The 14,332-nt window shown below is 38.5% G+C and carries 10 protein-coding genes; 1 reads left to right on the top strand and 9 read right to left on the bottom strand.

The window, feature by feature from the left end; translation table 11 throughout:
• Positions 1-20: 20 nt before the first annotated feature.
• Both AC1RJ8_RS22660 and AC1RJ8_RS22655 read right to left on the bottom strand, forming a co-directional pair.
• Positions 21-623, bottom strand: coding sequence for an outer membrane beta-barrel protein (locus AC1RJ8_RS22660; protein ID WP_492955862.1), 603 nt, complete (start codon positions 621-623; stop codon positions 21-23).
• A gap of 318 nt (positions 624-941) precedes the next feature.
• The gene (locus AC1RJ8_RS22655) at positions 942-1,499 is read right to left on the bottom strand and encodes an NADPH-dependent FMN reductase (protein ID WP_492955863.1); all 558 of its coding nucleotides are present in this window, start codon (positions 1,497-1,499) and stop codon (positions 942-944) included.
• 103 nt (positions 1,500-1,602) lie between these two features.
• On the opposite strand from AC1RJ8_RS22655, the gene AC1RJ8_RS22650 reads away from it, so the two are divergent.
• Positions 1,603-2,805: an MFS transporter gene (locus AC1RJ8_RS22650; RefSeq protein ID WP_492955864.1), complete on the top strand. Its 1,203-nt coding sequence runs from the start codon at positions 1,603-1,605 to the stop codon at positions 2,803-2,805.
• Between the two features lie 159 nt (positions 2,806-2,964).
• Here the strand turns inward: AC1RJ8_RS22650 and AC1RJ8_RS22645 are convergent, their stop codons facing one another.
• From AC1RJ8_RS22645 to AC1RJ8_RS22615, 7 genes are all read right to left on the bottom strand, one after another.
• Complete coding sequence (locus tag AC1RJ8_RS22645) at positions 2,965-3,609, bottom strand: outer membrane beta-barrel protein (RefSeq protein ID WP_492955865.1); 645 nt, start codon at positions 3,607-3,609, stop codon at positions 2,965-2,967.
• 155 nt (positions 3,610-3,764) lie between these two features.
• Positions 3,765-4,262, bottom strand: a complete 498-nt coding sequence (locus AC1RJ8_RS22640) for a hypothetical protein (RefSeq protein WP_492955866.1) — start codon at positions 4,260-4,262, stop codon at positions 3,765-3,767.
• A gap of 10 nt (positions 4,263-4,272) precedes the next feature.
• Positions 4,273-4,926 carry a hypothetical protein gene (locus AC1RJ8_RS22635; RefSeq protein WP_492955867.1) on the bottom strand — a complete coding sequence of 218 codons (654 nt, stop codon included), beginning with the start codon at positions 4,924-4,926 and terminating at the stop codon, positions 4,273-4,275.
• A gap of 553 nt (positions 4,927-5,479) precedes the next feature.
• A complete protein-coding gene (locus AC1RJ8_RS22630) occupies positions 5,480-7,774 on the bottom strand; it encodes a M60 family metallopeptidase (RefSeq protein ID WP_492955868.1) in 2,295 nt (764 codons plus the stop codon).
• Between the two features lie 166 nt (positions 7,775-7,940).
• Positions 7,941-10,541, bottom strand: coding sequence for an ATP-dependent chaperone ClpB (clpB, locus tag AC1RJ8_RS22625; RefSeq protein WP_492955869.1), 2,601 nt, complete (start codon positions 10,539-10,541; stop codon positions 7,941-7,943).
• 544 nt (positions 10,542-11,085) lie between these two features.
• Positions 11,086-13,761: an alpha-L-rhamnosidase gene (locus AC1RJ8_RS22620; RefSeq protein ID WP_492955870.1), complete on the bottom strand. Its 2,676-nt coding sequence runs from the start codon at positions 13,759-13,761 to the stop codon at positions 11,086-11,088.
• Between the two features lie 138 nt (positions 13,762-13,899).
• Positions 13,900-14,298 (bottom strand): SRPBCC family protein, encoded by a 399-nt coding sequence (locus AC1RJ8_RS22615; protein ID WP_492955871.1) that lies wholly within the window; start codon positions 14,296-14,298, stop codon positions 13,900-13,902.
• Positions 14,299-14,332 lie beyond the last annotated feature (34 nt).

Genomic DNA, 14,332 nt, shown 5'->3' with positions numbered 1-14,332 from the left:
TTTCCCGAAGGAAGGTATAATTAAAAGTAGAACTGTACACCTAATCTTGGTGCGAAAGTATCAGCGTTTAGGCCAAAAGTGTTGGTTTTAACTTTAGCGCCAGTTCCTTCAGCTTTAACAGTATAATTTTCGTAGCTTAAACCTTTAACCGAAAGTTCGATACCGATTCTTTTTGTTGGGAAAAACGCAAATCCTGGAGCAAGTTCTACACCGATTTTAGTAGTAGTACCCAATTTAACTGCGTTATCGCCGTTAGCATCAGTTGCTTTTAACTCACCAAATGCCAATGGCACTGATAATTGTCCGAAGAATTTGAATTGATCAGATAAACCAACATAGTAACGTCCGAATGGAGCAACTTTAAAAGCACCATCCTTAGTTTTGTTGCTTACTTCCTTATTGTATTCGTAACCAACACCTGTACCGATTGCAAAATTGTTGCTGATAAAATAACCAACACTTGGTAATACGCTAAAGTTGAAATCTGCTTTTGGAGCGCCGTCAACTTTTGTAGAGTTTACACCTACATTACCACCTAACATAAAATTTCCTTTTTCAGTTTGTGCTTGTGCACCATAAACTAAACCTGCTACTGCTACTAAAGATAATAATAGTTTTTTCATCTTTTTAATTATTTATTTGTTATTAAAATATAGTCAATTTTTACTATTTTAATATCTGACTATATTTGCCTAAAAGTCAACACTTGTGCCAAAAAACTTAGTCTGAGTCATCAAAAAATCAGTTTTTGCTCAACTGTCTAATTGATAAACAGATATGAAATTAGTGTTAATTCAATATTATTTTCGTGTGACTAAAAATTAATCGATTGATTAATTTTTTAGGCATGACAAATTGACAATCTGACTTTTTTTGTATAAATGTCAGACTTTGAGGTGTCTAAAATGGCAGGTTTTGGATGGGGGCTTTGCCGTTTTGAATTAAACTTTGCAGGCAGAAATTAAATTTTCTATTTTCTTTTTGATGATACCAATGGTTTTCTCGTCGATCAGATTTCCTTCAGCATCGAATTTATTTTGAGCCTGGGCAACTAACACTTCTGGTTGTAAAACCGGATTCATATTCAGGAAGGTAAAAACAGGCAAAAATGCAGTTTGCATTCTAACTGTTCCCCACATGCCCTGTGTTGCACCCATCAGGGCAACCGGTTTATGCATCAAAGGCGAATCTTTTCCACGGCTGGCCCAGTCGATGGCATTTTTTAATCCACCGGGAATTGAATAGTTATATTCGGGAGAAACAATAATAAAAGCATCGGCACTGGCTAGCGCATCTCTGAATTTTGATACACTTGCGGGCCTTTCTTCTGTTTCTGGTAAATCGAGGTCTGCGTTGTAAATGGGAATATCATCGAAAGTCACCGTTTCAAATTGGATACCTTCAGGGATTAAACCGCCTGCAACTTTAAGTAGCATGGCATTGTACGATCCTTTTCTTAAACTTCCGCATAAGCCGACAATTTTTCTGTTCTTTTCCATAGCTATAAAACCAGAACTTTATAAAAATGTTTGGTTTTCGCAAGGACAAACGGAGTAGTTTAAAAATTTATAATCACTATTTTTGGCAGCATAATTTACCGATATGACTGAGAATAGCACGACCACTACCATTATTGAAAAAACCGTTTTCCCGATACTTTTCGCATTAAGTTTTTCGCATTTACTTAATGATACCATACAGTCGCTAATTCCTGCTATTTACCCCATCATCAAAACCAGTTATCATTTAAGTTTTTCGCAAATTGGTTTAATTACTTTGACCTTTCAATTGGCGGCATCATTATTACAGCCATTTGTGGGTTTGTATACAGATAAAAAGCCTCAGCCATATTCACTGGCAGTAGGGATGGGTTTTACCCTGATCGGGTTAATTTCGCTTTCACAATCAACCCATTTCTACACTATATTGCTTTCTGTATGTTTTATTGGGATAGGTTCTTCTATATTTCACCCCGAGGCGTCACGTATGGCACACGCCGCATCAGGAGGAAAGAGGGGATTGGCTCAATCTGTTTTTCAATTAGGAGGTAATGCAGGGAGTTCTTTGGGTCCGTTGTTGGCTGCCTGGATCATTGTTCCATACGGACAGTTCAGCGTAATCTGGTTTTCGGTAATTGCACTTTTGGCCATTATTATTTTAACCTATGTAGGCAATTGGTACAGGGGATTTATGCTTTCAAGAAGTAAAAAAATCAATATTCAAACTGTTGTGAATCAATTTTCGAGAACTAAGGTGATTTTTTCTGTTTGTATCTTACTCTTGTTGATTTTCTCGAAGTATTTCTACATGGCGAGTCTGACCAATTATTTTACCTTTTACCTGATCGATAAATTCCATGTTTCAGTGCAAACCTCGCAGATCTATTTATTTGTATTCTTATTTTCGGTAGCTGCCGGAACCTTGCTGGGCGGACCAATAGGCGATAAAATAGGACGGAAATATGTAATATGGGCATCTATATTAGGAACTGCTCCATTTGCATTATTACTGCCACATGCCAACCTGTTTTGGGTAGGGGTACTTATTGTTCCCATCGGGATGATTTTGGCATCCGCATTCTCCGCAATACTTGTTTATGCACAGGAGTTGATTCCTGGGAAAGTTGGTTTGGTTGCAGGGCTATTTTTTGGCTTTGCCTTTGGCATGGGTGGCATCGGATCGGCTTTGTTGGGCAAATTAGCCGATTCTACCAGTATCGAATATGTATTTAATGTTTGTGCATTTCTGCCTTTAATCGGTTTGTTAACAGGGTTCTTACCGAATATTGAAACGAAAAAGAAATAAAAGAGACTGTCTCATTAGTATTGATTTTGTCATCCTGAGCCTGTCGAAGGATTAGCCAAAATATATGATTTAGCGTTTCGACAGGCTCTCCGTAGGAGTCCTTTGGACAGCGTGACAGATTCGATTTAAAATTAACTTTATAGGACAGCTTCTATGATTTTAAAAGTGAAAGTTAAATCCAAGAAATGGGCTAAAAGTGTTAAACCCAAAATCAAATGCTTCTGTTTCGTACCAAATATTTGAAGGCTCTTTACCGTCGTAATCAATTTTATTGTATGATAATAAACGGAAACCAAGCTCTATGCTCAGTTTTTTAGTTGGAAAAAATGCTAGTCCAGGTTGTATAGATGCATGATATTGTGTGAATTTTGAACTAAGTGGATAATTATAAGCATAGGTACTGGTTTCATTAGTTTTTACAATACCAATCGTTCCACTAAACTGTCCAAATGCTTTAAGTTTGTCAACAATATCTACATAATATTTCACTACAGGCCCCACTGAAAAACTTTTTTGTTTACTTGTTCTTGTAGAGGTTGTGTTGAAATTAGAATCAAAATTGCTATTAAAATTTTTACTATAGCTAAAACCCGCAGTTAATCCAATTGCTAAGTTTTTAGAAAAAAAATGTGCATAACTCGGATTGATGCCGTAAAAATTTCTTTTTTCGTAATTTGGCGATTCAGTTTTTGAAGAAGAAATACTTAAACTTCCTCCAATTAAGTTATCTCCTTTTTCTGTTTGGGCATGTGTTGCCAAGGCGATAGCGCATAGTGCTACCAACGTTAATAATTGTTTTTTCATTTTCATTTGTGTTTTTTGTGTATTCAATGATAGAATAAAAAAGCAACACAAAACTATATATTTAGTTAATTTTGTGTTAATTTTTTGAATGTCAGTAAATACAAAAAATCCAGACTAAATATTAATCTGGATTCAAATGTTTATGGGATTGTAAATTATTGACAGTTGAGTCTTTCAATAGAATAATAGGTGTCTAATGCGTCTTCCGATTCGGAATCGTCGTTTTCATTGGTGATTGATTTTACTTTACCATCACTTTTTTGCGAGCCAGTATTATTGTACTCAAATTTGATATGACCGATTGATTTAATTTTTCCGTCTTCCGATTTAAAAACGGAATTATAATATTCAATTCTGATATCGCCAATAGCTTTAATTTTTCCATCCTCAGAAGGGAATACACTATTATAGTATTCTACTCTTTTATCGCCTATTGTTTTTACTTTTCCATCTTCCGATTTAAAAACCGAATTGTAGTATTCAATTTTAGTGCCGTTAATAGACTTGATTTTTCCATCTTCGGAAGGGAATACACTGCTGTAATATTCTATTTTGCCACGAAAGCGCTGAGCAATTGCGTGGCTGGAAAGGCTTAAAAGAAATAATAAGCTGATGCTGATTAAGCTTAATGTTCTGGTGAATATATTTTTCATTTTTAAGCTGTTAAAAGTGATAGTTGAAAGTAAATGTTGGGGTAAAGTTTTGCAGGGCCAGTTTCAGGTTATTGGTTTTGTCGTAATTGTAGAGCGATTCTTCGGCATAATAATTTTGATGGAAGAAAGATACAACTGGCAATGAAAACTCCAAGGCTGCATGTCTGGATAGGAAATAACTAAAGCCAGGGCTTATGCTTGCTCCCCATCCCTTTATTTTGGCATCTGTTCGGATCAGGTAACCTTCTTCATCAATCCTGTTAAAAGTATTGATCTGTAGCAATAGGTTAGCTTGCATAAAAAACTTAAACCGATTTTTAACATCCACATATTTGCGTACAAATGGGGAGAAGCCGAAGCTAAATTCCTTTGGACCATAGCGGTCTTCGTAATATCCGTATTCTTCATTCCATGCGATATAACTTTCGCCCCTAAGCTTCGACAGGTTTAAAGGAATTTCTAAGCCTATTGCAAAATTATTGGCTAAAAAATAGCCTCCCCTTGGCGTTAAGGTAAACGTGTTTAAGCTGGGCGACGAACTGTTTTGTTTAGAGGTTCCGAAACTGATGCTTCCGCCTATAAAGCCAGAGCCCTTTTCAGTTTGGGCATAGCTGCGCCAACTGACAGCGCATAGCAGCGCCATGATGATTAATTTAGGTTTCATTTTATTTGTGTTTTTGTGTGTAATCAATAATAATCATTATTGAAACAAAAAGCAAGAAAATGAACTATCATGTTAGTTACCTAAAATGCATTTTTGAATGAGGGATCAATACGCCGCTGTCATTTCGCGAGGACCCGATAGCTATCGGGTGCAACATAGCCGGGAACTACCTAAGTGCTCAGCGCAGCTAAATCTGTCTAGGCAACGATTCAGTTGAGATGATATTTTGCTATTGAAAGTTGTCATCCTGAGCGTAGTCGAAGGATCTTCATGCAAAAATCGTCATTTTGAGTTTAAATTTATTGCATAAAAATCAATATGAATGATGTATAAAGATATTTTATTTTGTTCTGCCGGATAGTCTTGCCTCGGTTCGTCGCCGCCGAAGGGCTCCTTCTTTTTGGCGTCAAAAAGCACCAAAACCGAGGCATTGCCGAACTCATTAATACAAATGAAAACAATAGAAAACCATTAATAAAACGCCGGCTGAAAAAGTAAACAGAAAAATCCCAAAGAAATTGATTCTATGGGATTTAATATGACTAACTGTTGCCTAATGTGGAAGGTAAGTAACAAGCTCGGTTGGGAGCCAGGTTTTATAGCTGCGTGTATCGCTTTTTGCTTTTTCACTCACCGGTATTTTCCAGACTTCAAAAAAGGAAGATAAATTGGCATCAGTAGTTTTACAGATCGTTGTATACCAGAGATCTATCCGTTGTTGGTTACTCAGCGGATAGTCGTAGTATTTGCTAGGATCCATTTCGCGGTATATTTTATTGGCTTTGATAATAGACTGCCAGCCAAAATGTTCAATAATTTGGATGTACATGCATAAAGCGGTAAAGGGGCTCTTTCCCCATTTTTCAAAAGTAGGCTGGTTTTGAAGATAATTATGGATTTTCTCCTTTACTTTATCTCTACTTGCAATTCCATCGTGATTATATAAGCCCTTTTTTAATGCTTTATCATATACATATATTGTATAAAGGTTAGTGGTTATTTCACTAACTTCATCCATATCAAGACCCCAAAATTGATGGCGATGGCCTAACTCGTGGAAATGGCCCCAGCTTCCTTTTTCTTTAAGTATTTTTTCGTTTAGCATCCATTCGCAACTTTCATCGTCGGGTGCCACAATTTTATCCCAAACGGTATACATATAGCCGTAGGCAACCTGGTTATCAATGATTATCCTTTCGGGATGTGTTCTGTTCCTGTTAATAATGGCCAGATCGGCATCAGCATCCATAACCTGATCCCAGAATTTCATTAACGATTCTGGGTTTTCCAAGTTTTTAATGCGATAGGTTGGTACGGTGAGTATAATCTTATCCGTAGCCAGCTCTGTCCATGGCGCAGGGTTATTTTTGATCGTTTCCCATTCGGCAAGTGTATTCTTTTCTAACTTGTAATAAGGTGCTTTAACCACACCACTTGCGGTAATATTAATTGATTTAAGTGTAGAACTGTCTGGAATTCTGATGTATAGCAGTCCGCCATAAGGTGAAAAAACGTTTGTCGTATCTTTATCCAGTTCGAATGATCTGGTTAAATCAAAACCGGCCCTTACCAGATTATCCATGTGTTTTAAATCGTCGTTGTGGATACCTATCTGAGCCTTTAAATGTTGATTTTTGTATTTAGGATCGGCCACAATGCTGACTTTCTCACCTGCTGGTACGTAAACTCCGGTACTGTGCAGCCTATAATAATCCGGATAGGGGTCTGCTAATCCCTGCGAGCCTACTTTAACATCTATATTGATCTGCTCAACAGTTCTTTTTGCGTTTTTAGGCACTTCGCCTGGAAATGATTTACTTTCCGGGTAAACAAAATCTGCTGCTTTATCTATATTATGGCTTTTGTCAAAAAGATATTTTGAAAATTTATAGCCCGCTTTTTTAGCGGGTGTTGAAATATCAAGTGGTCTTTTTAATGTTGGTATAGGAAGTGAGTCGCTAATTGAAAGGATCGATTTTATTTTCTTGGTAATCCTACTGGTATCCGCATGGTTTGAAAAAGTCAGGTCGAGCGTAGGCTCTATACCATAAGCATATTCGGTAGGGGTGGTCTCTTTAGGAGAAGATTTTGCCAACTCACTCAGTATATTCTTCAATAGCAGATAAAAAGGTTCATTTTTTAGTATCAAACTATCTTTGGGATGTTTGGCCATTAATAAAGTATAGGCATTAAATATGCCCGCCTTGCTTAGCAAACTGTTTATTTTAACCAGGTCGTTGAGATAGGATTTAGTTTGGTCACGATGTTTAAAAATACCCGGATAGGGGGAACCGTATACCAAACTTCCACCATCAGATATGTATTTTTCAATGGCTTTAAGTTCCGTTGTATCCTTTACATCATTTGTTAAAAAGTAAATGTCGGTACCTGACTGTAATTTACTCCCATGGGCTATGTAAACTTTAACCTTGTTGGCTTTTAATGCATTGAGCAACGCCGCATCAGCTGTTTTGGTTACAGCTACTTTAAGTTTTTTATGGTGAGTGCTTACATTTTCGAGTATGTTTTTTAATAGTTTTTGGACATTTTGATCGCTCAATAATTTGCTTTCAAAATACTCGGATGAGCCTATGGCAAAAATCTGTCCTTTACCCAGGGTGCTAGTCATAATTATAGTTGCCAAAGCATCAACCTGCGGGGCAAGCAAATGTGTGGCTACGATATTAGGTTCTTCATTTGTGCTAAAGAATGCAGAAACAAATTTGCCTGTATCAGGCATAGGTAGGGTATTGATATTTTTTAAAAGTGCCGATTTTTGAAATTTTTGCGAAAAACTTTGAGTCGAAAAGCACATCAAAATAAAGAGCAGATAGGTTTTTAGATTCATCTTTAAGAGGTTGTGGTTACAATTTTAAGCATCTAAAACTGCTGTCACAACAGGCTATTTGTTAAAAAAAGCTAAAATATGCCTGGTCTTTTTCCTAAGCCTTTAAAATTTATAACAAAAAAAATCCCGCCCCAATTTAATTGAGACGGGATTTGATCAGTATGTATTAATCAACGTTTTGGTTCAGGAACACAAAGTTATGATCGAACATATCCAACTTAATTTTGCTGTCTTTATCTATCTTACCTGCCAATATCTCTTTCGACAACTCATTTAGGATTCTTTTTTGGATGACCCTTTTTAACGGCCTGGCACCAAACTGTGGATCGTAACCCAATTGTGCCAACCAATCTAAAGCTTCATCACTGGCATCCATTTCTATACCCATTTCGGCCAATGTTTGCTGTACATGTTTAAACTGCAAGCTTACAATATTTCTGATTTCGCTACGGTTTAACGGTGTAAACATAATCAGCTCATCAATCCTGTTCAAAAACTCCGGACGAATGGTCTGCTTTAATACTTCAAACAATTCGTTTTTGGTTTTCGCAATTACTTCCTCGCGGTTTTCATCGCTTAAGTTTTTAAAGTTATCCTGAATTAAATGTGCGCCAATGTTTGAGGTCATGATGATGATGGTGTTTTTGAAATTCACCGTCCTTCCTTTATTATCGGTTAAACGTCCATCATCCAACACCTGCAACAGGATATTAAATACATCCGGATGCGCTTTTTCAATTTCATCAAGCAATACTACAGAGTAAGGTTTACGCCTAACGGCCTCGGTTAACTGCCCGCCTTCATCGTAACCAACATAGCCCGGAGGCGCTCCAATTAAACGTGAAACTGCATGACGTTCCTGATATTCACTCATATCGATACGTGTTAATGCATTTTCATCGTTGAATAAAAATTCTGCCAATGCTTTCGCAAGCTCGGTTTTACCCACTCCGGTTGTACCTAAAAAGATGAAAGAGCCGATTGGTTTACGTTTATCCTGCAAGCCTGCACGCGAGCGACGGATCGCATCAGAAATGGCTTCGATTGCTTCATCCTGCCCAGCCACACGCTGGTGTAATTCTTCTTCTAAATGAAGTAGTTTTTCGCGTTCACTGGCAATCAGTTTGGTAACCGGAATGCCTGTCCAGCGGCCAACTACGCCTGCAATATCATCAGCTGTAACTTCTTCCTTAAGCATACGGCTATCGCTTTGCTGGCTTTCTAAATCGGCTTTCAGTTTTTCAACTTTATCCTGGGCCTCTTTAATTTTTCCGTAACGGATTTCGGCTACTTTACCGTAATCGCCTGCGCGTTCTGCCTGCTCAGCTTCTAATTTATAGTGCTCAATCTGCTCTAACTCGTTGTTTACTGCATCTACCAGGTCTTTCTCACCTTGCCATTTGGCTTTAAATTCATCACGCTCGGCTGATAGGTTGGCAATTTCTTCTGAAAGCTCTTTAACTTTCCTGTCGTCTTTTTCACGCTTAATGGCTTCACGTTCAATCTCTAAACGCATAATTTCACGATCTAAAGCATCCACATTTTCTGGCACACTGTCCATCTCCATGCGCAATTTAGATGCAGCCTCATCCATTAAATCGATGGCCTTATCTGGCAAGAAACGGTCTGAAATATAGCGCTGACTCATTTCTACAGCTGCAATAATTGCTTCATCTTTAATCCTTACCTTATGGTGTGTTTCGTAACGTTCTTTCAATCCACGGAGGATAGAAATCGCATCCTGCGTATCTGGTTCTTCAACCATTACTTTTTGGAAACGGCGTTCTAGTGCTTTATCCTTTTCTAAATATTTTTGATATTCATCTAAAGTTGTCGCACCAATGGCACGCAATTCTCCACGGGCAAGGGCAGGTTTTAAAATGTTCGCTGCATCCATTGCACCTTCGCCACCACCAGCACCTACCAAAGTGTGGATCTCATCAATAAACAGTACGATTTCGCCATCGCTCTGGGTAACTTCTTTAACCACAGCTTTTAAACGTTCTTCGAACTCGCCTTTATATTTTGCACCTGCAATAAGTGAACCCATATCAAGCGAGTAAACCACTTTGCTCTTTAAATTTTCAGGTACATCACCTTTAATAATCCTAAAAGCAATTCCTTCCGCAATGGCTGTTTTACCCACACCAGGCTCACCAATTAAAATCGGGTTGTTCTTGGTTCTGCGCGATAAAATCTGGATCACGCGGCGGATTTCTTCATCGCGGCCGATCACCGGATCAAGCTTTCCGCTCTCGGCATATTCGTTTAAATTCCTTGCATATTTGCTTAAGGCCTGGTAAGTAGCTTCGGCGTTTTGATCCGTTACACGATTATCGCCACGCAATTCTACAATGGCTTTTTTAAGGTCTTTTTCGTTAACGCCCTGTTCTTTTAATAATTTCGAAGTGCTATCGTTAACGGCTAATATGCCTAACAATAAATGCTCTACAGACACAAATTCATCTTTAAATTCTTTTAAAAATGTTTGCGCTTTCTGCAAGGCGCTATTGGCATTAGATGACAGATAGACATTACTTCCGCTTACTTTCGGGAACTTGGCAATCTCTGCATCTAAGTTTTGATTTAGTGAATTTAGGTTAACGTTCAGTTTCTTTAAAACATAAGAAACTACGTTTTCATCAACAGTAAGCAAACCTTTAAGCAGGTGTGCCGTTTCAATAGCCTGTTGCTGATTGCCTTGGGCTATTTCAGAAGCCTGTTGAACTGCTTCCTGGGCTTTTATAGTAAAATTGTTGAAGTTCATATTCCCGTTTAAGTCAAAACAAATGCCACAGCGGTTTTGATTTTACAATCGGAAATTTTGTCGGTAAGATTTTGTTTTTAATGACTAAATTGCTGATAATTAATTGTTTATACTGAAAATTTGTCGTATTGGGAGTTTGTGTTGTGAATTGCCAACTGTTAACTGATTTGGGCGTAACCCAAGCTGCGCAAGGGCCCGGGCTTTTCAGGGCTGCGCTGCGCTCCGGTACCGATGAAGGATCGTTACTGAACCCTTACAATCCCTAACGCGGTATTTACCGTTGTAAGATATATCGAGGCCTGCATGATGTATGGCCAAAAACCACTGAATTTGTTAAATAAACCTGATAGAACGGAAAGCCCGGAGCGAAGAATGAGTGAGGACTTGGAGGTATAGCAGGACTTTCATAACCTAAAAGCACCGAACCCTGCTTTTCTAAAAAAAAAATATTGACTACCTAAGTCACCTCATTGGATCTAGGTATGTGATTAATTAGTCTTGTAGGTTTAGACCTCGCAGGTTTCAAAAACCTACGAGGTCTGAATTATTGTTGGGTTTTATGCTCAATTACATACTTACCAGCTGCTAAATCTATTTTGGTGTTATTAGTCATTTTACCATTGACATAAACACTCATACCACTTGTATTCGGTACATTAAAGGTAGCGGTGGAGTTGGCAGGAATGGTAATATCGTACCTGATTCCGTTATTAACTCTTTTCCATGCACTTATAATTTTACCATACGGACCAATATGGCTAGCCTCAAAAGAATTTAGGCCTTCCATAATGTGCGGATCCAATATTACATGTTTAAAGCCAGGCTGTTTTTCATCTGGTTTGATACCACCTGGCGATTTGTATAACCAGGCACCAATTTCTCCGAACATAATGTGGTTCATCGATATATCCGATTTTGCATCAATGGGCCAGTTCTCGTATAAAGTGGTGGCTCCGTTTTCCATCCACCAGCCCCAGCTCGGATAGGTTTTTTGAGCAGCAACTTTGTAGGCAATATCGCTGTAACCATTTTCGCTCAGCGCATTTAAAATAGCTTTTGTACCCAATAATCCCACATCTAGGTGGAAACCATCGGCTTCTACTCGTTTGGCTAAATTTTGGGCCACTAAGGCAACCGATTCTTCCGGAACAATTTTCCAATAAAGCGGAACACTCATTTCAGTCTGTACACCAGAAGCATAAATTCCTTTTTCTTTATTCAAATACTTGGCATTAAAAGCATCTTTAATTTTTTTAGCCAGGGCCATGTACTTTTCATAATCATCGTTTTTACCTAAAATTTTTGCTGCCTTGGCCAAAATAAGCACATCAGCATAATAGTAACAGGTAGAGGTAAGTTCGACAGGAGATTTAGATTTTACTGGGATCCAATCGCCCAAACCCCAGGTGGTTAAACCAGTTGGGTAGGTTTCATCAATATGGTTCACGTATTTTCTGATGTTTCCGTAACAATCGGCAAGCAGTTTTTTGTCTCCATAAAACAGGTAAACATTCCATGGGATAATGGCAATTGTACTCGTCCAATCGGGGCCGTTGCCCCACTCGTAACCCCAGCCATCGGTAGGGATAATGGAAGGTAAAACACCATTCGGCTGTTGCTCATCGCGGTGATCGGCGAGCCATTTTTCGTAAATGGTAATGCCGTCAAAACCATAAAGCCCTGTTTCTATCGCAATCTGTGCGTCGCCTGTCCAGCCGTTTTTCTCTCTCTGCGGACAATCTGTAGGGTAGCCAAAAAGATTTGATAGGTAAGAATTATTGGTGGCGTAATAGATTTTATTGATGATCGGCGCTGAAGATTTAACATTTCCAACAACTGGTACATCACTGTGCATAAAATAACCTGTAAGATCTTCTTTTTTCAATTCAATAGGAGCAGAGCTGCTCACTTCTACATATTGAAAACCCTTATAATTGAAATGTGGCATAAAACTTTGTTCGCCTTTCCCATTCAAAATCAGGATATCCGTCTGAAATGGATCAGTATTATCAGTTGGACGATAATGGGCATCAATATTCGAGATGTCTACGTGTCCGTTAGGGTATAAACGCTCGCCATGTTTCAGTTTTAGAACAGTTCCTGCCGGTCCGCTTACCGTGATTTTACTTACACCAGAAATATTCCTGCCCAGGTCGAAAAGATAAGTGGTATCGTTAAACTTTTTTAAACTTTTGCTGGCTATTTCTTCAACATTGCGGATGGGGTGCATGGCCTGTGCAACAATATTTTTAGATGGCGCTGAACGGTACATCACATTTTTCCAATCTGTATCGTCAAAATCTGGCATGTTCCAGCCTGCTTTTTCCAGACGGGCATCGTAATGTTCGGCGGTATAAATACTATTAAAAATAATCGGGCTTAAAGCTGTTTTCCATTCTTTACCCGATTTAATGGTTTCGGTTGTGCCATCTTCGTAAGTAATGCGCACATCAAGACAAAAAGTTGGCCTATTGCGCCATGGGGCGCGGTCGAAATACCATACAGCGGTCGATTGGTGGTTGTACCAACCATTGCCCAGCAGTACGCCAATAGCATTTTTGCCTTTGCTAATGGCGTGGGTCACATCGTAGGTAACGTATAATGTTCGTCTATCAAAACGGGTATACATGGGGTCCATGCGGTGGTTGCCGATTTTTTTGCCATTGATGGATATTTCGTACAAGCCAGCTGCAGCGATGTAAGCCCTGGCCGATTTGATCTTTTTAACCGTAGTAAAGGTGTTTCGGAAATAGGGCGCAGGTTTAAGCTTGGTGTTTTCATTATCCGAAATCCATGCACCTTGCCAGTTTTCCATTTTCATCATGCCGGTTTCAAAGCTGGCGATATAAGCATTGTCTGATTTTTTTTGGCTTCCATCAGCAATATCAACCCTCCAATAATATTTAGTAAAAGGTTTTAGTAGCTGGCCCGAATAAATAATCAGGTTATCAGCTGATGTAACCCAGCCAGTATTCCAAAGTTTTGCACTGGTTTTAACAAGCGAAGCCGAATCGGTATCTACCAGAACACGGTAAGCCGTTTGTTTAGCTCCTTGGCGGGCATCGTTCATTTGCCATGTAAAACGCGGATTTGGATTATCTAAACCGATTGGGTTAACTAAATATTCGGTTTTTAAGGCTGTAACGGATTGAGCAAGTGTTTTGGAAATAGGAGCAAGGGCAAGAAATAAAGCAGTTACCTGGAAAAATCTGAGGTTCATAGTTTAAAGGTTATTCTAAAACTAAGGTATTAAAATAATGTGCTGATAAAAGAACGCAATGGAATTTTTACGCATAAAAAAAGACGAGGTTTAACTCGTCTCATTTATCTGTGTAATCAATTAAATCGGTGTAATCAATTACCCTAATATTTCTTTCAGTTTTTCTGTTTGGTGATCGGCCAGTTTTTGTAGCGGACCAGATGCCAGCATTTTCATCATCATGTTCAAATCAGCTGAGATAATGTGTTTAGCTGTAGTTGTTCCGTTTCCGTTATCGGCTACAGTCCACTTTAATTCTACATCGAAAGGTGCTTTTTCACTCGGAATTGCTATTATTTCCTGATTTTCGATACGGCTCGAAATCTTAATGGCCAATTTTGCCATATTTTGGATGGTAAACCTTGCATCATCTTCTGTAGATTCCCAGTTGTAAATATTTTCTGGCATCAGTTGCTGATGATTGTTCATATTAGATAGAAATGTATAAACCTCTGCAACTGGTTTATTTACCTCTACTGCGCTTTCAATAACAGTCATTATATATTTTTTATAGTTTTTGGTTTTAACTCCA

This window comes from Pedobacter sp. GW822-FHT03F06, from assembly GCF_058801365.1.
Note: the sequence above shows the minus strand (reverse complement) of the source record. Positions and strands in the feature narration are given on the sequence as shown.

What these genes read in the sequence shown, in the direction of transcription:
- AC1RJ8_RS22615 (WP_492955871.1), bottom strand. Translation starts at nt 14,298, where the DNA reads ATGACTGTTATTGAAAGCGCAGTAGAGGTAAATAAACCAGTTGCAGAG.
- AC1RJ8_RS22635 (WP_492955867.1), bottom strand. Translation starts at nt 4,926, where the DNA reads ATGAAACCTAAATTAATCATCATGGCGCTGCTATGCGCTGTCAGTTGG.
- AC1RJ8_RS22630 (WP_492955868.1), bottom strand. Translation starts at nt 7,774, where the DNA reads ATGAATCTAAAAACCTATCTGCTCTTTATTTTGATGTGCTTTTCGACT.
- AC1RJ8_RS22655 (WP_492955863.1), bottom strand. Translation starts at nt 1,499, where the DNA reads ATGGAAAAGAACAGAAAAATTGTCGGCTTATGCGGAAGTTTAAGAAAA.
- clpB (WP_492955869.1), bottom strand. Translation starts at nt 10,541, where the DNA reads ATGAACTTCAACAATTTTACTATAAAAGCCCAGGAAGCAGTTCAACAG.
- AC1RJ8_RS22620 (WP_492955870.1), bottom strand. Translation starts at nt 13,761, where the DNA reads ATGAACCTCAGATTTTTCCAGGTAACTGCTTTATTTCTTGCCCTTGCT.
- AC1RJ8_RS22660 (WP_492955862.1), bottom strand. Translation starts at nt 623, where the DNA reads ATGAAAAAACTATTATTATCTTTAGTAGCAGTAGCAGGTTTAGTTTAT.
- AC1RJ8_RS22645 (WP_492955865.1), bottom strand. Translation starts at nt 3,609, where the DNA reads ATGAAAAAACAATTATTAACGTTGGTAGCACTATGCGCTATCGCCTTG.
- AC1RJ8_RS22650 (WP_492955864.1), top strand. Translation starts at nt 1,603, where the DNA reads ATGACTGAGAATAGCACGACCACTACCATTATTGAAAAAACCGTTTTC.
- AC1RJ8_RS22640 (WP_492955866.1), bottom strand. Translation starts at nt 4,262, where the DNA reads ATGAAAAATATATTCACCAGAACATTAAGCTTAATCAGCATCAGCTTA.